This is a genomic window from Arthrobacter sp. efr-133-TYG-104 (assembly GCF_030208915.1).
In the GTDB taxonomy this organism is placed as follows: domain Bacteria; phylum Actinomycetota; class Actinomycetes; order Actinomycetales; family Micrococcaceae; genus Arthrobacter.
In genome coordinates this window covers 1-20,442 of record NZ_JARVTA010000005.1, presented here as the reverse complement: position 1 = coordinate 20,442, position 20,442 = coordinate 1, and the positions used below count along the sequence as shown (strand labels likewise).

At 63.0% G+C, this 20,442-nt stretch carries 16 protein-coding genes and 1 pseudogene; 10 read left to right on the top strand and 7 right to left on the bottom strand.

Annotation, left to right across the window (positions count from 1 at the left end; all coding sequences use genetic code 11):
• Nucleotides 1–55: 55 nt before the first annotated feature.
• A complete protein-coding gene (pucL, locus tag QRN04_RS05140) occupies nucleotides 56–970 on the bottom strand; it encodes a factor-independent urate hydroxylase (protein WP_284975084.1) in 915 nt (304 codons plus the stop codon).
• A gap of 362 nt (nucleotides 971–1,332) precedes the next feature.
• Between pucL and QRN04_RS05135 the strand changes: the two genes are divergently transcribed.
• A complete protein-coding gene (locus QRN04_RS05135; RefSeq protein WP_284975194.1) occupies nucleotides 1,333–1,533 on the top strand; it encodes a hypothetical protein in 201 nt (66 codons plus the stop codon).
• A gap of 174 nt (nucleotides 1,534–1,707) precedes the next feature.
• Here the strand turns inward: QRN04_RS05135 and QRN04_RS05130 are convergent.
• Nucleotides 1,708–2,672, bottom strand: a pseudogene (locus tag QRN04_RS05130) (type IV toxin-antitoxin system AbiEi family antitoxin domain-containing protein).
• 385 nt (nucleotides 2,673–3,057) lie between these two features.
• Here QRN04_RS05130 and QRN04_RS05125 point away from each other — a divergent pair.
• Nucleotides 3,058–4,509, top strand: coding sequence for a hypothetical protein (locus tag QRN04_RS05125; RefSeq protein WP_284975083.1), 1,452 nt, complete (start codon nucleotides 3,058–3,060; stop codon nucleotides 4,507–4,509).
• 94 nt (nucleotides 4,510–4,603) lie between these two features.
• Here the strand turns inward: QRN04_RS05125 and QRN04_RS05120 are convergent, their stop codons facing one another.
• Entirely contained in the window at nucleotides 4,604–5,941 is a 1,338-nt protein-coding gene (locus tag QRN04_RS05120) for an 8-oxoguanine deaminase (protein WP_284975082.1), read from the bottom strand.
• 409 nt (nucleotides 5,942–6,350) lie between these two features.
• Here QRN04_RS05120 and QRN04_RS05115 point away from each other — a divergent pair, with 409 nt between their 5' ends.
• From QRN04_RS05115 to QRN04_RS05095, 5 genes are all read left to right on the top strand, one after another.
• Complete coding sequence (locus tag QRN04_RS05115; protein WP_284975081.1) at nucleotides 6,351–6,845, top strand: nucleoside deaminase; 495 nt, start codon at nucleotides 6,351–6,353, stop codon at nucleotides 6,843–6,845.
• A gap of 15 nt (nucleotides 6,846–6,860) precedes the next feature.
• Nucleotides 6,861–8,369 carry an NCS2 family permease gene (locus QRN04_RS05110; protein WP_284975189.1) on the top strand — a complete coding sequence of 503 codons (1,509 nt, stop codon included), beginning with the start codon at nucleotides 6,861–6,863 and terminating at the stop codon, nucleotides 8,367–8,369.
• A gap of 333 nt (nucleotides 8,370–8,702) precedes the next feature.
• On the top strand, nucleotides 8,703–9,950 hold the full coding sequence (locus tag QRN04_RS05105) for an XdhC family protein (protein ID WP_284975080.1): 1,248 nt from the start codon (nucleotides 8,703–8,705) through the stop codon (nucleotides 9,948–9,950).
• On the top strand, nucleotides 9,941–10,876 hold the full coding sequence (locus tag QRN04_RS05100; protein ID WP_284975079.1) for an FAD binding domain-containing protein: 936 nt from the start codon (nucleotides 9,941–9,943) through the stop codon (nucleotides 10,874–10,876). The genes QRN04_RS05105 and QRN04_RS05100 overlap by 10 nt, the downstream gene beginning before the upstream one ends.
• On the top strand, nucleotides 10,866–13,673 hold the full coding sequence (locus QRN04_RS05095; RefSeq protein WP_284975078.1) for a molybdopterin-dependent oxidoreductase: 2,808 nt from the start codon (nucleotides 10,866–10,868) through the stop codon (nucleotides 13,671–13,673). The genes QRN04_RS05100 and QRN04_RS05095 overlap by 11 nt, the downstream gene beginning before the upstream one ends.
• An 18-nt stretch (nucleotides 13,674–13,691) precedes the next feature.
• On the opposite strand, the gene nboR is transcribed toward QRN04_RS05095, so the two are convergent.
• Nucleotides 13,692–14,303: a nicotine blue oxidoreductase gene (gene nboR / locus QRN04_RS05090; RefSeq protein ID WP_284975077.1), complete on the bottom strand. Its 612-nt coding sequence runs from the start codon at nucleotides 14,301–14,303 to the stop codon at nucleotides 13,692–13,694.
• Between the two features lie 199 nt (nucleotides 14,304–14,502).
• Here nboR and QRN04_RS05085 point away from each other — a divergent pair, with 199 nt between their 5' ends.
• Nucleotides 14,503–14,697 carry a YegP family protein gene (locus QRN04_RS05085; protein ID WP_284975076.1) on the top strand — a complete coding sequence of 65 codons (195 nt, stop codon included), beginning with the start codon at nucleotides 14,503–14,505 and terminating at the stop codon, nucleotides 14,695–14,697.
• Nucleotides 14,698–14,776: 79 nt separating this feature from the next.
• On the opposite strand, the gene QRN04_RS05080 is transcribed toward QRN04_RS05085, so the two are convergent.
• From QRN04_RS05080 to QRN04_RS05070, 3 genes are all read right to left on the bottom strand, one after another.
• On the bottom strand, nucleotides 14,777–15,889 hold the full coding sequence (locus QRN04_RS05080; RefSeq protein WP_284975075.1) for an ABC transporter substrate-binding protein: 1,113 nt from the start codon (nucleotides 15,887–15,889) through the stop codon (nucleotides 14,777–14,779).
• Between the two features lie 87 nt (nucleotides 15,890–15,976).
• Nucleotides 15,977–16,861 (bottom strand): ABC transporter permease, encoded by an 885-nt coding sequence (locus QRN04_RS05075; protein ID WP_284975074.1) that lies wholly within the window; start codon nucleotides 16,859–16,861, stop codon nucleotides 15,977–15,979.
• On the bottom strand, nucleotides 16,858–17,712 hold the full coding sequence (locus tag QRN04_RS05070) for an ABC transporter ATP-binding protein (protein ID WP_284975073.1): 855 nt from the start codon (nucleotides 17,710–17,712) through the stop codon (nucleotides 16,858–16,860). Before QRN04_RS05070 ends, QRN04_RS05075 begins: the two co-directional genes overlap by 4 nt.
• 188 nt (nucleotides 17,713–17,900) lie before the next feature.
• On the opposite strand from QRN04_RS05070, the gene QRN04_RS05065 reads away from it, so the two are divergent.
• Nucleotides 17,901–19,529 carry an ATP-binding protein gene (locus QRN04_RS05065; RefSeq protein ID WP_284975072.1) on the top strand — a complete coding sequence of 543 codons (1,629 nt, stop codon included), beginning with the start codon at nucleotides 17,901–17,903 and terminating at the stop codon, nucleotides 19,527–19,529.
• On the top strand, nucleotides 19,522–20,190 hold the full coding sequence (locus QRN04_RS05060; RefSeq protein ID WP_284975071.1) for a response regulator: 669 nt from the start codon (nucleotides 19,522–19,524) through the stop codon (nucleotides 20,188–20,190). The genes QRN04_RS05065 and QRN04_RS05060 overlap by 8 nt, the downstream gene beginning before the upstream one ends.
• Nucleotides 20,191–20,442 lie beyond the last annotated feature (252 nt).

The window sequence follows — 20,442 nt, the reverse complement described above, 5'->3', positions numbered from 1 at the left end:
GTTGGGCGCGGCCCGCACTCAAACCCAGGTAAAAAACGAGGTAAAACGTTGGTGCTTAGCAGAAGCCGGCGATGCCGCTCCATGCGACAGGTGCAGCAGCGGTGTTCTCACGCTGGACCGTTGCTTCAATCAAGCCGTACGGGCGATCTGCCGCGTAGAAGACCTCGTTGGGGTTGTCCAAACCGAACGGACTCAGGTCAACCAGGAAGTGGTGCTTGTTGGGCATGGAGAACTTGATCTCTGCCACTTCGCTGTGTGCTTCCAGGACCTTCTTGCCCATGTCGAACAGCGTCTGCTGCAGGGCGTGGGAGTAGTTCTCGGTGAAGCCTTCCAGCAGGAGTGCCTTGATGTCTTCGTAGCTCTTGTTGAAATCGGTCGCGGCAACATCGAGGTTGGTGTTGTAGCGCCACCGGGCGGAAACGTCGGTGGCCAGGATGCGGTCCGTCGTCTCCTGCAAGGTGGTGTACTTGTCACGCGGGAAGCCGACAAAGCCGGACTCCGTGGTCTTGAGGACGGTCAGGTCCTTGAGGCCCGAGACAACGTGGGTGGTTGCGCCATCCCGGACGACGACGGCGGTGCGCACCTCTTGGCCGTTGCGGACAAAGCTGTGGTTGTGCTCGGAACCGTGGGCCTGGATCCGATCCCAGGAGTAGGCCTCGGCTTCCCAGCGGCCACCGGTGACCCAGTCGAATTCGCCGGTGAAGTGATCTGCAAGGCGGAGGAGGAACGACTCAGGGGAGCCGACACCTTCGCGGGCAAAGGCGTAGACCGTGTTCTTTTGGGTGTCGGTGGCAACGACGTGGCCGTTGTCTCCTTCCAGGTGGGCGGCTTGGAAATCACCGCGCAACTGGGAAGTCACGTTCAAGTCTTCGATGTGGTGGCGGTCAGTATCCCGGGTGACTTTGACGACGCGTACTTCTGCTTTGCCGTACTGGTTTTCGCCAAGGACGATGTTGTTGCTCATGGTCATATCCCAACTTCTGTGAGGTGGAACCTAGGTTCCATCAATGAAATTAAGCGCGTGTTTCCACCGCGTTTCTGGTGGAGTCGACCCAACAAAAAAGAGCCGACATCCATTGATGCCAGCTCATTACGACCCTGCCTGCTGCTCCCAGGTTACGTGACCTGCGCCACGAACTCATTCGAGAGTAGCGCATGATTTCGGCTTGTGTACATGACTTCCGGAGGATCGTTATGAACCTTCCAAATGTGACCGGAGCAACTCCGCTTGCCCCGATGTGGGTCTTGACGGCTACTTTCCGCGGTGCGTACACTTTCCACATAACAATAAAAGTTTTCCAGAATATGGAAGTGTGAAAAGTTCGAGAGCTAGTGAGCGAGAAAGAGGAGGAACAGATGGACGCGAAGGATACGAACACGGTCGTGGAATTCCCGGCGCCGGGTCAGGAACTGTACCTGCCTTTCGGTGCCACGGATCCGGACTTCTATATTCCGGCCGACTGCGACCGCAAGGCCAACGGGTTTTCCCGCTGGCTCCGCGCGCTCCCGGTGTTCGGCCGGCAGCGCCCCTAAGATCACCTGCGTCGCGGGGGCGCGGACTCTGCGCAACAGAGCCAAGAGGCGGGCGGTACCTGGGGAGGTGCCGCCCGCCTTTCTGCTGCCGGTTCCCCTTCCCGCCGATTCGATGGCTCCCTGCGCAACGTGCCGTGCGCACGGCATGTCCTGCAGCGAGCCCCCGAATCGGAGCTAGCCCCTGCCGTCCAAGGACCGCAGAACGCGCATTTTGAACTCGTGTTCTTGAAACAACTGCTGCCAGTTAACGCGAATAAACTTCCAGCCGAGCTCCATCAGAGCCTTTTCGCGTTGCCGTTCTTGAAAGATGACCTCGTCTGTGGGCGCATAGTCGAAGTACTTGACCCTTCCATCGAACTCCAATGCCACCTTCTTTTCCGCCAGGCGAAGTCCAGTCGGTGGCGACCGGCCGGCGACGTTACCTCCACCTGCAGCTCGGGCAGTTCAATTCGCAACCGCTGGAGTAGCTCGCGGGTCAGGGTTTCGCCCGGTGATTCGGACCGCGCGTCTGCCTGCTCGAGGGCCCTCCGCAGTGACAGAACACCATTTCGTCCAGCCAAGGATGCGCACATTTGTCGCAACGTTGCGGTGTTGGCACCCATGCGCAGGCCATGATCCATCAGCACCAGCGATCTCTTGAAGTTCATCATGAGGCAGCAGTCCACGATTGTTCTCTCCAGGGAGGTGCACGGCATGCCCTGCCGAAACACGACGTCGGTGGACGTGAGTTTGCGTGCATGGGCCACCACATCCTTGCCGTGCGAAGTGCGCGACGGCGTCGAGTCCGTGGTGACGTGGACCCGATCATCCACGCCCCACAGGAACAAGCCGTGCAGGCGTGCTGCCGAGGTGTGGCTATAGACCAAGCCGCCAGCCGACGTCGACAATGTCCCATGGGCGTGCGCGGAGATCAGCTGCTTGCTCCGTACCCACGGTTTTTGGGCTGCCCAAGTGCTCCCTCTTATGTAACAACCACGGCGGAGCCTCACCAAGTGGCCGGATCGCACCAGCAGGGCGATTTTCCTGTCATTGAACCCCAGCTCGTGGAGTTCGTCGGTACGCCATAGATCCATTCCTGCGGGTAGGCCGCCGGCGTTGTGCGTGGTCACAGTCCAAGCTTTCGGCCTTCCGCACGCCATCTACATCCGGAATTGGGCCTATGTGGAAAACCCCGTTTCGATGGTCCGCTGCAAACAATGCTGAGCGCACGGCCTGTGGTGCAGGGAACCATCGCATCGGCCACGGCATGGCGGAAAACGGGCTGACGTATGCTGGGTTGACGGCCACCACTGGTGATACGTGGTCGTGGCGGCCCTGATCGGACACGGGCCGCGCAGTCCCGCACGGTGGCGCCGTCTACAGGCAGAGCGCCAGAACTGGCGGGAATCCGGCGTTAATCTCTGCGCCGCGCCGGGTAACGCCCGGCTGACAATCCCTGCCTCTAGCAGGTAGCGGTAAGAGCCGGCGGGGGAGCCGGCACGGAAGCAGCTGTGCCCTGGCTGCCATCCCAAAGGAATACACGTCATGAATCTCAAGGTCTCATTACTCGTGGCGGCGATCGTGGTAGCCGTCAGTGTCTCCGCAGTCCCGACATCTCCGCCAAGGCCGGTTGCGTCGGCTGCCCCGACTGCCGCGCCTCCCGTGCTGCTTCTGGGTGCTACAACTCAAAGCCCGACGCCGACGTCGACTCCCGCCCCTCCGGCGGTCTCACTCAGCGCCTACATTCCGATGCGTCGCCCGCGCCCGCGGCCGCGCCCGACCCCGACCCCGACCCCGGCCCCCACCCCGACGCCCACCCCGACTCCCAGTACCCCACCGCCTACAGGCAGCCTCGCCAACCTGGCCCAGGTTCCTTGGGACGGGGGGCCGGCCTATTGGGCACAGTTCCCCGGCGCGGCGAAACTGGACAACCCGAACCTGTTCCCCGTGAGTGTCTTCTACGGCAAACCGGAGCACGCGGCCCAGTTGAAGGACATCGGCGTGAACGTGTACCAGAACGCGGAGCACGACGGGTCATCGATGGCTTCCATCACTGATACCGGCATGCTCGTGATTGCCGGCGACGAGTGGACCCGAGCGGAAGTTGGCAACAACGCAGGCGTGGTCGGATGGTCCACCTACGATGAGTGCGACATGGGCTTGGGCTGCAGCGGCTCCACCACACAACAGAACCTCGCCCAGATGCAGCAATTGGCAGCGACCCTCCGCGGTTACAAGGACGGGCGCGCGGTCATGGCCAATTACAGCAAGGGCATCTTGGGCACGTGGTGGGCCTCTGGCACCATGAGTGGCTTCATGTCCGCCGTCGACTTCGCAAGCGCAGACAACTATGCCTACACCAGCCCTCCCGTCGATGATGCCATCACCGCGTCGCCGGCTTGGCCTGCAGCGGCCAGCGCGGCAACGAGCGCAGCGTACGGTTGGCAGGTGGATCGGATGCGTTCCTACCAAGCCACTCCTGGCGTGAAACCGAACTGGGTGTTCGTGGAATCAGCTCGCCCGTACTTGACCGAGTCGAACGCCAAGACGATTACACCGGAGCAGATGGAGGGTGCCATGTGGTCCGGCATCATCCACGAGGCCCGTGGCATCAGTATCTTCCAGCACAACAACGACCCCGCGTTAGGGAACTACTCGCTGGTGGACATCCCCGCTGACCGGAAGGCAAAGATCAAGGCCGCACTGGCCGGTATCCAGGCCCTGGCGCCGGTCTTGAACACGCAAAGCTATGTCTGGAACGCAGGAGCTGCCGGGACGGACACCATGCTGAAATCCAAGGATGGCAGCGCGTACCTGTTTGCGGGCATCGGCCTGAAAGGCAGCACCGGTTCCAAAACATTCACCCTGCCAGCCGGGATCACTGGCTCGCAGGTGCAGGTTGTGGGCGAAAACCGGACCATCGCCGTGCAGAACGGTAAGTTCACAGACTCGTTCGCTAACGAGTACACGCACCACATCTACAAGATCACCATCTAGGCTCAGGCCGTTTCGATGGTTCGCTGCATACCGTGCCGCGGGAACGGCACTCTGCGCAGGGAACCATCGAAACGGGCCGGCCGGACCCCAAAACCTACCCCGCCACCAACTTCCGCGCCGCGGCCGAGTGCTCAGCGATGAGCCCGGCAACGTCCAGGCCCGGAATCGCCCCGTCCACCACGCGCCACGAGCCACCCACCATCACCCGGTCTGCACGGTCCGCCCCGCAGAGCAACAAAGCAGCCACCGGATCATGGCTTCCCGAGAACCGCAGCTCGTCCGGCTTGAACAAGGCGAGGTCCGCCTGCAGCCCGGGAGCCAACTGGCCAATATCGGCGCGCCCCAACACCGCGGCGGACCCACGCGTTGCCCAACCAAGGGCCCTCTCCACGGGAACGGAGGCGCCGTACCTCAGCCGCTGCAAATACAGGGCCTGCCGGGCTTCGAGGATCATATTGGACGCGTCATTGGAGGCCGATCCATCCACGCCGAGCCCCACTGGAACACCCGCGGCCTCAAGTTCGAGCACCCGGGCGGTACCCGAAGCCAGCCGCATGTTGGACGTTGGGCAGTGCGCGACGGCGGTGCCTGCGGCTCCCAGCCGGGCGATCTCGGCGTCGTTGAAATGGATGCCGTGTCCAAGCCACGTGCGTGAGCCCAGCCAGCCCACCGATTCCAGGTAATCCACGGTGCGCAGGCCGAACATGGACCGGCAGAACTCTTCCTCGTCGATCGTCTCGGCCAGATGGGTGTGCAGCCGAACGTCAAAGTGCTCAGCCATGGCCGCCGACTCGGCCATGATTTCCTTGGTCACAGAGAAGGGCGAGCAGGGTGCCAACGCGATCTGCACCACGGCTCCCTCACCGGTCTCGTGATACCTCCGGATCAGCCGTTCGCTGTCGGCAAGGATTGCCTCGGGGGACTGGACCGTCGTCCTGGGCGGCAGGCCGCCGTCGTCCTCTCCCAACGTCATGGAGCCGCGAGTCAAGGTGGCCCGCATCCCCATGGCGCGGACGGCGGCGACTTCGATGTCGATGGCATCCTCCATGCCGTCCGGGAACAGGTAATGGTGATCCGCGGCCGTGGTGCACCCTGAGAGGAGCAGCTCAGCGAGGGCCACGTGCACGGCCAGTTCCAGGCTCCGCGGAGTCAAGCGCGCCCATACCGGGTAGAGGTTCTGCAGCCACGGGAACAGTGGGGCGTTGGCCACCGGACCCCATGCACGGGTGAGTGTTTGGTAGAAGTGGTGGTGCGTGTTGATGAGCCCTGGCAGGACGACGTGCCCGGAGGCGTCGAAAACGGAGGTGTAGGAGGCAGGCTGTCCGCCCACGGGCACGAGCTCCACGATTTTCCCGCCATCAACAACCAAGCCGTTGCCGGCGTCGAGGTCGTTTGCGGTGAAGATGCCCAGCGGGTTTTTGATCCACAGCATAAAAGGGTTCCTTGTCTGGTCGGCATATATGCGTTCCAGCTCAGTTAGGCCTGTCTGCTGATCCAGGTTTGCCGGCGCCCAGGAGCGGCCGGTTCGAAAAGCGTAAAAGGCCCGACGGCGGCAGTCAACGCCCGCGGGCACGGAACAGTCACATTCGGACGGCACCGGACCAGAATAAGTAATTTCGCATGACGAAATTAAGTTTTCAAAAAACTATGGCGCTGCTCACAACGCCGGTGCTACGCTCTAACTGCCAAAGGCGGGCACCCGGACCTCGGGAAGCTATCTACCAGGCGCAACTTAACCTTCATCGCACATGCTGAAGCCTGGTAACCACGCTAACCGGACCTCTCTTTGAGGTGCCCCCCGACAGGTCACCTGGCTTCCTCGGCACTAAGGAAGTCGCAACATGAGTACAACCGTCACGGCCGAGCAATTCCTGGCCACCTCCATTGAGCTGGCAACAGCCAATGTCCTCAACAGTGGTGGCCCGTTCGGCGCCGTCATTGTCACCGCGGACGGACGAGCCTTCGAAGGCGTCAACCGCGTGACCGCCACGAACGATCCCACCGCACATGCAGAAGTCACGGCCATCCGTAACGCCTGCCGCGAACTGGAAACGTTCGATCTGAGCGGAGCAACCCTCTATACCAGCTGCGAGCCCTGCCCCATGTGCCTGGCCTCAGCCCTTTGGGCACGCGTTGACCGCGTGTTCTTTGCCGCAGACCGCCACGATGCCGCATCCGTCGGCTTCGATGACGCCGTCTTCTACGAGTACTTCGAGAACGACAACCGGGACGCGCTGATGCCGGTAGCCAAGCTGGAACTGGGCGACCCCCAGGCTCCGGCGGCCCTCCAGCCGTTCACCACATGGAACACGCTCGATTCCAGGATTGACTACTAGGGCCCGGTGGCTGACATGACAATCCTGGATCCCGCAGAAATGCACACAGAAACCGGACCCGCCCAGCACACCACTGGCGGCAAGCCTCCGGTCCCACACTCCTTCCTGGATAAGTTCTTCCAGATCTCCCAGCGTGGCTCCACGCTGGCGCGCGAATTCCGCGGCGGCTTGGTCACGTTCTTCACCATGGCCTACATCGTGATCCTCAACCCACTGATCCTCGGTGGATTCTCCGCGCAAAACGCACCCACCGACGTCGCCGGCGGCTGGCTCTCAGCGGCGCAGGTAGGCGCCGTTACCGGACTCACGGCCGGCGTTATGACCATTATCTTCGGCCTGATCGCCAACCTTCCGTTCGGGCTGGCCGCCGGCCTTGGCATCAACTCGTTCCTTGCAGTGGCCGTCATTCATGAAGTCACCTGGCCCGAGGCCATGGGCCTGGTGGTCATCAACGGGATCCTGATCGTCCTGTTCGGCGTTACCGGTGCCCGGACGGCCATCTTCAAAGCCGTGCCCAAGGAGCTGAAGGCCGCCATCACCGTTGGCATCGGTCTGTTCATCGCCTTCATCGGCTTTGTGGACTCCGGATTTGTCCGTCCGACCGCGGGCGGCCCACCGGTGCAGCTCGGCAACGGCGGCTCCATCACCTCCATCCCTACCCTTGTCTTTATTATCGGATTGCTGGCCATGGGTATCCTGGTGGCCCGTAAAATCCAGGGCGGCTTGCTCATCGGCATCGTGGCCACCACAGTCCTTGCCGCCGTCGTTGAGGCTGTCTTCCGTATCGGCCCCAGCAGTGCCAGCAACCCTGGTGGCTGGCATTTGAACACGCCGGTCCTTTCGGGCCAGCTGGTCTCTGCCCCGGACCTGAGCCTCGTGGGCCACTTCGACCTGTTCGGTTCGTTCGCCAGGATCGGTGGATTGGCCGCAACCATGCTGGTCTTTACGTTGGTGTTCACCAACTTCTTCGATGCCATGGGCACCATGACCGGATTGGCCAAGAGCGCCGGTGTGGCACACAAGGACGGTACGTTCCCCAGGCTCAAGTCGGCCTTCATCGTCGAAGGCTTCGGCGCAGTGGCGGGCGGCGCGACGTCGGGCTCGTCCAACACTGTGTACATCGACTCCGCCGCCGGTATCGGGGAGGGCGCCCGCACGGGATTGGCCTCGGTGGTGACCGGGGTGCTGTTCCTGGGTTCCATGTTCTTCACCCCGCTCACGTCGGTGGTGCCCCTGGAAGTCGCCGCCGCAGCTTTGGTGGTGGTGGGCGCGATGATGATGGCGCAGATCCGCGAGATCAAGTTCACCAAGTTCTCCATCGCATTGCCGGCCTTCCTGACCATCGTGACCATGCCGTTGACGTACTCCATTGCCAACGGCATCGGCGTCGGGTTCATCTCCTTCGCTGTGATCAGCGGGGCGTCCGGCAGGGCCAGGAAAGTGCATCCCCTCATGTGGGTGGTTACCGCGGGCTTCATCATCTACTTTGCCCGGGGACCCATCAACGCCCTGATGGGTATCTAGCCACCCCACCCGCCGGGTCACCACCCGGCGTTCCGATCGGCGGTCCGTCGGAACCCACCGCACGAATAGGCGTCCGCCGTCGTCGCCCTTCTGGAGCACCACCAAAGAAGGGCACGACGGCGGGCGGCGGCCCTGTTGATTCAGGAACGGTTCTGATGCTCCGCTATGGCGCGGGGGCAGGGAGATGAAGCCCTTGCCCCCGCACCTAATAACTCTTACCGATAAGCCGCGACTACCCCTGAACATCCTCCGGGAGTGAGACCATGGGGCAAGATCGCGCACTGCTCCGGCCGGGCCACGTGGCCGGGACACCTGGATAAAGGACGTGTTGCCATGCTGGATCTGATGCCTTCACTGGGCAGTTGGCGGCCTGCGATCTCTGGCCAGCGATGCGCTGTGGCCACGATCGTGGGAACCGGTGGCTCCGTGCCGCGCCCCGCCGGGACCTCGATGATGATCTCCGAACATGGCGAAATACTGGGCAGTTTGTCCGGCGGCTGCGTGGAAGGCGCCGTCGTGGAGGCCGCCCTGGAAGCACTGCGCGACGGCGGAGCTCGCCTTGAGTCGTTCGGTTACAGTGCCGCGGATGCGTTCGCCGTCGGGCTCACCTGTGGAGGGGAACTCGAAGTCCACATCCAGCCTTTGACGGGCGGGATGCCGGAACTTTCCGGTGTTGTGGACGCCGAGCAGCCAGCTGCCATCATTCGCCGCCTTGATACAGGTGGGGGAGTTGTCATGGTGAATGATCCTGTCCGCTTCCGAGCCATGGAATCACCTGCATTCGCCCATCTCGTCGGAGACCATCCCGCCACAGTTTTCGCAGCCGCTGCCCAGATAGAGCCGCTGCTCCAAGGAGGCCGCGCGGGCTTGGTGCGGCTTGCACCACCTGCAGGCTGCATCGACGGCTGGGTCACAACCGAGAGGTTGGCGGCTCCGCCCAGGGAGGAAGCGGAACCGCAGCCCATTACGTTGTTCGTCGAAACCCGCTTACCGTCGGCGCGCATGGTGATTTTCGGCGCGAATGACTTCGGAGCAGCCTTGCTCCCCGCCGGGAAACTGCTCGGCTATGACGTCACCATGTGTGATGCTCGTCCGGCTTTTGCAGGGCAAAGCCGCTTCAGCGAGGCTGATTCGGTGGTGACCGACTGGCCACACCGATACCTCCAAGCAGAAACGGCAGCCGGGCGCATCGATTCCCGCACCGTGATCTGCGTCCTGACCCATGACCCCAAATTCGACATCCCCTTGCTCGAGACCGCGCTTCGCCTCAACGTGGCCTATGTGGGCGCGATGGGATCCCGCCGCAGCCACCGACAGCGGGTCGACGCCCTGCTTGAAGCGGGCACGCCTCCCGAGGCCCTGGTACAGCTGCATTCGCCCATAGGCCTGGACCTCGGCGCGGTCACACCCGCCGAGGTAGCCGTCTCCATCACGGCTGAAATCATCGCCGAGCGCGGGGCCGGAACCCGGCGGGCAACCGTGGAAGCACCCGGGTTCGCGTCCCTCAAGGACAGCACAGGTCCCATCCACCCTGCGCCTCCAGCCCCAACTACCCCTACCCAGGAGGACTCATGGACATGAACACCATCGAGGCCGTAGTCCCCACCACCGATCCGGCCCAGTGGCGCGACGGCGACGCCTGGCTTGCCGGTGGCACGGTCCTTTTCTCCTACGGCAGCACCGTCCTTAAACGCCTCCTCGATCTGGGCCAAGCCGAGTGGCCGGCTGTCACCGTGACCGATGAGGGAATCGAACTCGCTGCCACCTGCACCGTCGCCGAGCTCTACGCCTTTCCTGTTTCATCAGTGGCCGCAGCCCGCGAATGGCCGGGATTGGGCTTGATCCGCCCGTGCTGTGACTCGTTCGTGGCATCCTTCAAGATCTGGAACATGTCCACGGTGGGCGGCAACATCTGCACCGGGTTGCCCGCCGGACCCATGACGTCATTGTGCGCAGGACTCGACGGCGTTGCCGCCATCCTCAGCCCGGACGGCGGCAGTCGCACCGTCCCGGTGGCCGACGTCGTGATCGGGGACATGCAGACAATCCTGGCCCCGGGGGAGTTGCTCCGCAGCGTCCGCTTGCCAGCCACGGCCCTGTCCGCCAGGGTGGCGTTCCGGCGTTTATCACTCAGCAACCTCGGCCGTTCCGGGGTCCTGCTCATCGGCCGCCTCGACGCGGACAACACCTTGGTGATCACAGTGACCGCTTCCACCAAAAGGCCAGTACAGCTGAGGTTCCCCGCCGGGCAGGTTCCCGACGCCGGGACGCTGGCTGACGCCGTCGGCGAATCCATCCCTTGGCCGCTGTACCACGATGACATCCACGGGCTCCCGGCCTGGCGCCGCGACATGACGTTCAAACTCGCCGAGGAGATCCGCGCCGAATTGCTGGGCGAGTCGATGACCGTATCCGGCGATTTCTGGCCTCCGCATGCCACCTCGCCGCAGCCATCCACCCAACCCCAAGCTTCAGGCACCCAGAAGGAGGCCCACCATGGCAATTGAGATCAACGGCGCGCCCTCGCAGGCCACACCCCGCCCCGGTCAATGCCTCCGCACCTTCCTCCGCGAAGAGGGCAACTTCGGCGTCAAAAAGGGCTGTGACGGGGGCGATTGCGGTGCCTGCACCGTCCACGTCGATGGCAAACCCGTGCACAGTTGCATCTACCCCGCCGTCCGGGCCAAGGGCAAGGCGGTTACCACCATCGAGGGATTGTCCCAAGGCGGGGAACTCCACCCCGTGCAGGAACAGTTTCTCGAAAGCCAAGGCTTCCAATGCGGTTTCTGTACCGCCGGGATGATGATGACCGCGGCCACGTTCGACCACGAACAACGCGCCAACCTGCCCCGCAACCTCAAGGGCAACCTTTGCCGCTGCACCGGATATCGCTCCATCGCCGACGCCGTCTGCGGTCACGGTGTCGATCACCAGCACGACGCCGGAGCTGACGTTTCCAGGGCACAGTCGCCTACCGGTGTGGAGGCTACGCGTGGCCAACTCGGAGACAACGTCCCTGCACCCGCTGGCCAGGCCATAGTCACGGGCACGGCCCGCTACACCTTGGACGTCCCCGCTGAGCAGCTCCCGGGATTGCTGCACATGAAGCTAGCCCGGTCACCATACCCGCACGCCCGGATCCTCTCCATTGACAAGGCGCCGGCTTTGGCAGTCCCCGGCGTCGTTGCAGTGTTCACGCATGAGGACGCGCCGCAACTGTTGTTCTCCACGGCCCAGCACGAGAACTTCACCGACGATCCCGATGACACCCGTGTCCTGGATAACGTGGTGCGCTTCATCGGACAGCGGGTGGCCGCCGTCGTCGCGGAATCCGTTGCTGCCGCCGAGGCCGGAACCCGCGCGCTGGCTGTGCAGTACGAACTCCTGGAGCCGGTTTTCACCCCCCAGGAGGCCATCCTTCCCGGCGCCCCGGCGATTCATGGCGATAAAGACGGAGTTTCCTCGCGCATCTCCAGGCCGCTGAACAATGTGGTGGCCGAGGTCCACGCGGAGCTGGGCAGCGTCGCTGACGGCTTTGAAGCCGCCGACTTCATCCATGAGCACACCTACAGCACCCAGCGTGTCCAGCACGTGGCGATGGAAACCCATGCTTCAATCGCCTCGATTGATGAGGAAGGCCGTTTGATGGTCCGCTCGTCCACGCAGGTGCCGTTCTTGGTGAAGCGGACCTTGAGCCGGGTGTTCAACCTCGCGCCGGAGACCATTCGCGTGGTCGCAGGCAGGGTTGGTGGCGGGTTCGGGGGTAAGCAGGAAGTCCTCACGGAGGATGTGGTGGCCCTCGCGGCCTTGGCCCTGAAGCGTCCCGTGCAACTTGAGTTCACCAGGACCGAACAGTTCACGGCCACCACCACCCGGCACCCGTTCACCATCCACCTCAAGGCCGGCGCGAGCCGGGACGGGCAGCTGACAGCCCTCCAGCTCGACGTCCTCACCAACACCGGGGCTTACGGTAACCATGCTCCCGGCGTGATGTTCCACGGCTGCGGTGAATCATTGGCCGTCTACAAGTGTGTGAACAAGAAAGTGGATGCCCACGCCGTCTACACCAATACGGTTCCCGCCGGGGCGTTCCGGGGCTACGGACTGAGCCAGATGATCTTCGCGATCGAGTCGGCCATTGACGAACTGGCCATCGGAATCGGCATGGACCCCTTGGAATTCCGGCTCAAGAACATGGTCAGGCCCGGTGACCACATGCTCTCCACGACGCCCGAACCTGAGGAAGATGTCCACTACGGCAGTTACGGGCTGGACCAATGCGTGGCGTTGGTCCGCGACGCTTTGGACCGCGGCACGGAACGGTACCGCGCTGCCGGACTGGAGGACCTCGGCCCGGAATGGGTGATCGGCGAAGGCTCCGCGCTCTCCATGATCGACACCGTTCCGCCGCGGGGCCACTTTGCCCACACCCGGGTGAGTTTGGAAGCGGACGGGCGGTTCGCCGTCGACGTCGGAACTGCGGAATTCGGGAACGGCACCACCACTGTCCATGCGCAACTGGCTGCCACGGCGCTCGCAACATCGGCAGACCGCGTGACCGTGCGCCAGTCCGATACCGATCTGGTGGAGCACGACACCGGCGCCTTCGGCTCGGCAGGGACCGTGGTGGCCGGGAAGGCGACGCTGGGGGCCGCGCTCGAGCTGGCCACACGCATCCAGACGGTGGCGGCGTCCCTCACCGGAGTCTCGTTAACGGATTGCCGGTTGGTGGACGGCGCTGTTGACTGCGGCGGCCGAACGGTGCCGCTGAAGGAAATCCACGACGCCGCCCACCTTCAAGGCGTCCGCCTCGCCACCGACGGCAACTGGGGAGGAACGCCCCGGTCCGTCGCGTTCAACGTCCATGGCTTCCGCGTGGCTGTTAATACCGGCACGGGTGAGCTGCGGATCCTGCAGAGCGTGCAAGCGGCTGATGCCGGCGTCGTGGTGAATCCGCGGCAGTGCCGCGGGCAGATCGAAGGCGGTATTGCGCAGGCGCTCGGCGCCGTGCTGTACGAGGAAGTGAAAGTGGACGACGCCGGCAGGGTCACCACGGACATCCTGCGGCAGTATCACATTCCGTCGTTCGCGGACGTGCCCCGGAGTGAGGTGTATTTCGCCAGGACCAACGACTCCACCGGGCCCCTCGGCGCCAAGTCCATGAGCGAGAGTCCGTTCAACCCGGTGGCACCAGCGCTGGCCAACGCGATCCGGAACGCGACGGGCATCCGCTTTGCTGAGCTGCCCATTGCCCGGGACAGGATCTACCTGGCACTCCGCGACCGCACCCTCATACGCAACTAGTTGGGTACGTCCGCAAATCTACCCGTCCAGCAGGTACAGCTGGTCCTTGGTGTCCAAGTCCGCGCCTGAGCAGACGTTGCTGCAATCCACCAGGTCCACCAAACCCGGATGGGCCTTGAGGAAGGATCGCGCGCCCGTGTCACCCGCCGCTGCTTCCGCAGCTTGCTCGCGGAGTCCGACGTCGAAAATCACCGGGTGCCGACGCTTGAGGTGGCCTGACTCGTCCGGATACGCAGCGGCAGTCACCCGCCCTGGTCCGTGACTGCCTAGCAGCCTGCTCACTGCCGTAGCGGTCAATCCGGGCTGGTCCACTAAGGCCACCATGATGTTGTTACCCCGTGTTGCGGCGTCGATGCCTGAACGGAAGGACCCGGCCATCCCCTTGGCCCAGTCTTGATTCTCAACCACCACATACCTGGAGAGGTCGGTGGAGCCACGGACGGCAGCAGCTTCGGCACCGAGGACCACCACCACCTCCGAACAGCCGCCCTCGGAAAGTATGCCGGCGATTACCTCCACGAGAGTGCGGGAATGGAAGGGAAGCAGCGCTTTGGGACCGAGTCCCAGCCGGGTTCCAGCACCCGCTGCAAGCAACACTCCCGTGGTGGCATTGGCGCTTCTTTGGGTCATCCCTTCACCATACGCGGGACACGTCGAATGGTCCTTGGATTCCCCTGATGCGCAGAATATCTACCAATATCGGTTTCGTATTACCGATCAGTAGGGCTACACGTGGCCTGGATTGGCCGTTATGGTCGATGGAGAGTCAAGAAGAGAGCTCGGGTACGCAACGACGCGTAGACAACCAACGCATAAGGAACAGGGGACGATGGCGGGCAGTTTCGAGATACTCCAAGCAGGACCAAGTGCATTCCGTTTCCGGCTGACGGCCGAGGACGGCACTGTTGTGGCAGAGTCGCCGCAGTTTCCAACCCTGAAGGCAGTCGTGGCAGGGATCAACGCTGTCAGGGAAAATGCCGCCACGGGGTTCGTGGTGGATCGCCGCCCGCTCGCGGCGAGATAAAAACAGGATTCGTTACTAAACAACAGCGGCAGTGCTCGGAAGCACTGCCGCTGTTGTTATTCCTGGCTAGGAGTACCGGTTAGCCGTCCGCGCCGGCGGGCGTGGTGGTGGGGGTGTAGCCCTCAAGCTTGAGCGCCGCCTGAGCGTACTTCTGCGTGAAGGTGTCGGGGATGTTGACCTTGGACGTGTCGACGCCGATGGTCTTCTCTTCGGCGAAGATCGTCTTGGGTCCGCCTGCGGGCATCAAGCCGTCCGGCAGGAACTGGCCCTTGTCCTGGTCCAGTGCGGACACATACTGGTCCTTGCTGATGGTGCTGTTCTGCACGAATGACTGCGGCAGTTTGTCGGCGATATCCTTTGCGGAGTGCGTGCTGATCCAGTGCATGGTGTCAACGAGGGCGTTGACAACCTTCTGGGCCGCGTCTTCGTGGGACTTGACCCAGTCCGACTGGGCCAGCAGGCCGGCGGAAGGAAGGGTGCCGCCCAGTGCTGCCTTGGCGCCGTCGGAAGTGGCGAGGTCGATGGAAGGAACAGCAAGGTTCTTGCTTTCCAATGCCCCCACTGTGGGCTGGGTGGTCATGACACAATCGGCAGAACCACGCTGGATTGCGGCGATAGCTGTGGAACCGGCTCCGACGGCGATGGTGTGGTAATCGCTCTTGGAGAGGCCGCCCTTGGCGGCGATGAACTGGGTGAGCTCATCGGTTCCGGAGCCGAGGTCCGTGACGCCTACGGTCTTGCCCTTGAGGTCGGCTCCGGTTTTGACGTTGGCCTTGGGGTTGCACATGATGCGTTCGCCTGGAGCTCCGGAGAGTTGCACCAAGTTGATGACGTTCTTGCCCTTGGACTGGAAGTCGACCGTGTGGACGTACCAGGCTCCGGCCATGTCCACCTGTCCGGATGCCATCGCGTCTTCAGCGCCGACGCCGCCTTGGGACTCGGTGGACAGTTCCACCTTGACGCCGTACTTCTGGTAGTAGCCGAGGCTTTCCGCCAGTTGGTAGGGAAGGTAGATCTGCTTGTCGATTCCACCCACCATCATCTTGACGGTCGGCATGGAGCTGGTGTCCGCTGAGGCGCCACCGCTTGCGGAGCTTCCATTGCTGGCGGGGGTGCTGCTGCTGCCGCATCCTGCGAGGCTGAGCGCAACGGCTCCAGCGGCAGCGGCGACAAACATAGTGCGCTTCATCATTGTTTTACGCATCCTTTTTTGATCCCGGACGGGATATGGGTGTTCTAGTGGGGTACTGCAGGGTGAAAACTGGGTGACTGCCGGTAGTTAGATGGCTTGGGCTTCGGAACGGTTTGGCGGCCGCCACTTCAGGAGCCTGTGCTCCAACGCGCCGATGAGGTACTCGGCGGCGAGGGTGACCACTGCGATGATCACCATGCAGGCGAAGACGGTGTTGGGATCAAAAGTTCCTTGTGCCTGGCTGATGATCAAACCGATGCCTTGCTGGGCGCCGAGCACTTCGGCCACCAGGGCGCCGATGATCGCGAAGCCGAATGCTGTGTGGAGGCTGGCGATGATCCACGTCATCGCGGATGGAATGGTTACGTGCATCGCCACTTGGAGCGGCGAAGCGCCGAGCACCCGCACGTTAGCCACCAGGTTCTGGTCCACTTCACGGACGCCTTGGAATGCGTTGAAGAACACCACGAAGAAGACGAGCACTGCCGCGAGCAGGATCTTCGGGAAGACGCCCAGGCCGAAGGCAACGATGAAGATCGAGCCCAGCACGATACGCGGAATCGAGTTGACGATCCGGATGTAGGGGCCCACGACGGCGGACAGGTACTTGTTGGAACCGAGAAGAATGCCGAGCACGACGCCCACGAGCGTTCCGAGGATGAATCCCAGGAAGGCTTCTTGGGCCGTGATCCAGAGGTTCTCCCAAATGGTGCCGAAAGCCGTGCCTTCGGTGAACAGCTTCACGAGGCTGCTCCAGATTTCGGATGGCTGGCCGAAGAAGAACTTATCCACCCAGCCCTCGGTGGTGAACCACTGCCAACCGCCGATGACGATGACGGCCAGCGCGACGCGGCCGATCCAGATCGACATCGTACGACGCCGGGCCTTACGGCGGCCGGCCGCTTTTGCTGCTGCTTCTGGTTCCATGGGTTTCTCGATCTTGCGGGATCCGCTGTGTGTGAGGGTTGTCATGCTGCACCTGCCGTTCGTGCGTAAGCACGGGTCACTTCGTCTTTCAGGGATTCCCAGATGTGGCCCTGGAGTTCGAGGAAGCGCTCCTCGTGGCGGATTTCCTGCACATTCCCGCGGGGCCTGGGAAGGTCGATGTCGAAGACGTCCTTCACCGATCCCGGGCTGGTGGTCATGATGACCACCTTGTCCGAAAGCGCCACAGCCTCGTCCAGGTCGTGGGTGATGAAAAGGACCGATGGCCGCAGTTCTTCCCAGAGCTTGAGCAGTTCGTTCTGCATGATCGCTTTGGTCTGGACATCGAGTGCCCCAAAGGGCTCATCCATGAGGAGGATGCGCGGGTTGTTGATCAGGGCAGCAGCCATGGCCACACGCTTCCGCATACCGCCGGAAAGCTGATGCGGGTAGCGATCTTCGAATCCGGCCAGGCCAACCCGGCGGAGCCAGTCGCGGGCAAGGTCGGTGGCTTCGCGTTTGGGCATGCCCAGGAGGATCGGCCCCATCATGACGTTGCTGAGGACGCTCTTCCAAGGGAACAACGCGTCCGCTTGGAACATGTAGCTCACCCCGTTGGTGATGCCCTCCACCAGGGAGCCGCCGACACTCACAGAGCCTGCGCTGGGCCGCTCCAAGCCGGAGACTTGAGCCAGCGTGGTGGACTTACCGCAGCCGGTGGGCCCGACGATCGAGCAAAATTGGCCGGCCTCGACGTTCACGGTGACGTCCTGGATGGCGGTAAACGTTTCGCCCTTCGGTGTGAGATAGCGCTTGGTCAATCCCGCTATCTCGATCCGGGCCCCCTCTTCGGCTTTATCGGCCGCTCGTGGCGCCCGGTGGGGGTGGTTACTATTCATTGCCAAGACCTCTCTGTCTCAGGTACTTCGGAAGAAGTTAGTGATGTGGATCACTGAAACTATGTAAAGCTTAGGAAGTGATCATTCATGCAAGAAGAGTTCGGTAACATGTGCGCTTTAGCCGCAAAAGTGCACGTTTTGTGCGTTTTCTGCAGTACCGCTAATACGTCGCCAAGGCACGGATTCCGATGACCCGTACGCCCCTTGCAAAGCGGAGCCGTTTCTCCACCCTGACCACGCAGATTCTCCTGGCCTCGCTGTCCTTGCTGTTCCTCACCGTTGTCCTCGGCGGTGTCTTGTTCACGATGATCAGCAACCAGACATTGGACCAGCAGTACCAGCTCCGTGCCTTGGGCATTGCCACCACCACTGCCCAAATGCCGGAGATCAGGTCTGCGCTGGCAGCCGGTGATCCGCAGAAGGTGATCGCGGGTTTGGCGCAGCAGATCACCTCCGCAGCCCAGCCGGACTACGTGGTGGTCAGCGACCGGAACGGTGTGCGCTTCTCCCACCCGGATCCCACCTTGATTGGACGCAGGCTCGAGGAACCCGTGGCTGTTTTGGACGGCCAAACGCATGTTGGTTTCGACCCCGGCAGCCTGGGCACTTCCGCAAATGCCAAGGCCCCCATATTCGGCAGCGACGGATCGGTAATAGGCCAAGTCTCCGTCGGGATCGAAGAGACACATGTCCTGGACAACCAGGTCCGGAACATCTGGCTGATCACCGGGTTCTCGGCGCTGGTCCTTGCCCTGGGTTTCATTGCTTCCCTGCTTCTGTCCCGCCGGATCAAACGCGTCACGTTCGACCTTGAGCCGGCCGAGATCGCCTCACTGTTGCAAGAGCGCGAGGCGCTGCTGCATGGAATCCGGGAGGCCGTCGTCGGGCTTGACGACGACGGCAAGGTGACGGTCATCAACGGGGAGGCAAGGCGTTTGCTGCACGTGGAGGGCGAAGCGCTGGGCAAGCCTGTTGCGGAGCTGATCCCGGACGGCCGGCTTCGCGATCTGTTGACCGGCAAGCTCTCCGGCGCCGATCAAGTGGCGCTCACGGAAGATTCCCTGCTGGTGGTCAATCGAATGCCTGTGGCGACGGCGGGACGGAGCATCGGTTCGGTGGTGACCCTGCGCGACCGAACGGAGATTGAGGGCCTGGTCCGGGACCTCCACTCGATCCAAGGACTCATGGAAGCAATGCGCGCCCTCGAGCACGAGTACGCCAACAGGCTGCACATCGTTGACGGGCTGCTGGAGATGGGGGACGTGGACCAGGCCAAGGCATTCGTTTCGCAGGTGTCCAGCATGTCCCATTCGCTTGGCGAGGGCCTTCGCTCCCGGATCGCGCCGCCTGAATTGGCAGCGCTGCTGCTGGCCAAGGTCGCAGTCGCCGCCGAACAGGACGTCCAAATGACGGTGACGCCCGGCTCCCGGCTTGAACATCCCGAGGTTGACCAGGCCGAGCTGCTGACCATCGTGGGGAACCTCCTCGACAACGCGGTGGACGCGCTCGCGAACACGCCCCGGCCACGCACGGTCTCGGTACACTTTGACGACGCCGACGGCGTGTTTATTGCCGTGCGGGACAACGGCCCGGGAGTCCCAGCGGATAGGGTCGAGCAGGTGCTCGTGGATGGGTACTCCACCAAGGAGCCGCGGCCCGGCATGCGGCGCGGCATTGGCTTGGCTTTGGTGAGCAGGATCGTGCACCGGGCGGGGGGAACCCTGGACGTTTTCCCGGGACCTGGTGGACATTTTGAGGTGTGGCTGCCAGCCAACCCAAACCTAGCGGAGAAGGACAGGAGCGCAGGCGTTGATTAAGACGTTGGTTGTTGACGACGATTTCCGGGTCGCCGGAATCCACGCGTCCCGTGTGGATAGGGTGGATGGCTTCGAATGCGTTGGCCAGGTGTACACAGCGGCATCGGCGCGCGAGGCGATCTCGCGGCTGGCTCCGGACCTGTTGTTGCTGGACATCCATCTCCCGGACGAGGACGGCCTGTCGCTGCTCCGCTCGCTGCAGGCCTCCGGGAACCCGGTGGACTGCATCATCATCACCGCTGCCCAGGATTTGGCGACGGTGAAGTCTGCCATGACCAGCGGCGCCGTCTACTACCTGGTCAAGCCTTTCGGCTTCGAACGGCTCAAGACCCAGTTGGAGTCCTACCGGAAGTGGCGCCAGGAGCTCGAATCTGCGTCCACAGGCAACCAGGCAACCATCGACAGCCTCTACAACGCCCGCTCGGCCGGGATTAAGCCCGCGGCGCCGGCTCCGCGGTTGCAGCCCACCATGCAAAAAGTGTTCGACGCCGTTCGGACAGCGGGCGGCCCCATCAGCGCGGCCGAGATCGCGGACCAGCTCGGTGTCAGCCGTCCAACAGCCCAGCGCTATCTCAGCTCCCTTGAACGCAAGGGGCTTCTGGTCCTGGACCTCACGTATGGGACCACGGGCAGGCCGCTCAACTCCTATACGGTGCCGTAACGACGCGACGCCGTAACGACGCGACAAAGGCCGGCAAGGGCTGGTTTCCCAACCTTTGCCGGCCTTGCGTTGCGCGTGTTTCTTAGGCGTCTCCGCCTGCTCCGCCGGTGGTGCCGGCGTTGACGTCCAGCAACTTGTAGCGGTCAATGGCGTACGACGGCGCGCCCTCCTCGACGTCGCCCCTCGCCGCCAACATCTGGAGTGTTTTGGTGACGATGGAGTGGGTGTCGTTTTTGAAGTAGCGGCGTGCGG

Coding starts and splice junctions, on each gene's coding strand:
- QRN04_RS05095 (WP_284975078.1), top strand. CDS start 10,866: ATGGCAATTGAGATCAACGGCGCGCCCTCGCAGGCCACACCCCGCCCC.
- QRN04_RS05075 (WP_284975074.1), bottom strand. CDS start 16,861: ATGACAACCCTCACACACAGCGGATCCCGCAAGATCGAGAAACCCATG.
- QRN04_RS05125 (WP_284975083.1), top strand. CDS start 3,058: ATGAATCTCAAGGTCTCATTACTCGTGGCGGCGATCGTGGTAGCCGTC.
- QRN04_RS05085 (WP_284975076.1), top strand. CDS start 14,503: ATGGCGGGCAGTTTCGAGATACTCCAAGCAGGACCAAGTGCATTCCGT.
- QRN04_RS05105 (WP_284975080.1), top strand. CDS start 8,703: ATGCTGGATCTGATGCCTTCACTGGGCAGTTGGCGGCCTGCGATCTCT.
- QRN04_RS05115 (WP_284975081.1), top strand. CDS start 6,351: ATGAGTACAACCGTCACGGCCGAGCAATTCCTGGCCACCTCCATTGAG.
- QRN04_RS05080 (WP_284975075.1), bottom strand. CDS start 15,889: ATGATGAAGCGCACTATGTTTGTCGCCGCTGCCGCTGGAGCCGTTGCG.
- QRN04_RS05120 (WP_284975082.1), bottom strand. CDS start 5,941: ATGCTGTGGATCAAAAACCCGCTGGGCATCTTCACCGCAAACGACCTC.
- QRN04_RS05110 (WP_284975189.1), top strand. CDS start 6,861: ATGACAATCCTGGATCCCGCAGAAATGCACACAGAAACCGGACCCGCC.
- pucL (WP_284975084.1), bottom strand. CDS start 970: ATGACCATGAGCAACAACATCGTCCTTGGCGAAAACCAGTACGGCAAA.
- QRN04_RS05070 (WP_284975073.1), bottom strand. CDS start 17,712: ATGAATAGTAACCACCCCCACCGGGCGCCACGAGCGGCCGATAAAGCC.
- QRN04_RS05065 (WP_284975072.1), top strand. CDS start 17,901: ATGACCCGTACGCCCCTTGCAAAGCGGAGCCGTTTCTCCACCCTGACC.
- nboR (WP_284975077.1), bottom strand. CDS start 14,303: ATGACCCAAAGAAGCGCCAATGCCACCACGGGAGTGTTGCTTGCAGCG.
- QRN04_RS05100 (WP_284975079.1), top strand. CDS start 9,941: ATGGACATGAACACCATCGAGGCCGTAGTCCCCACCACCGATCCGGCC.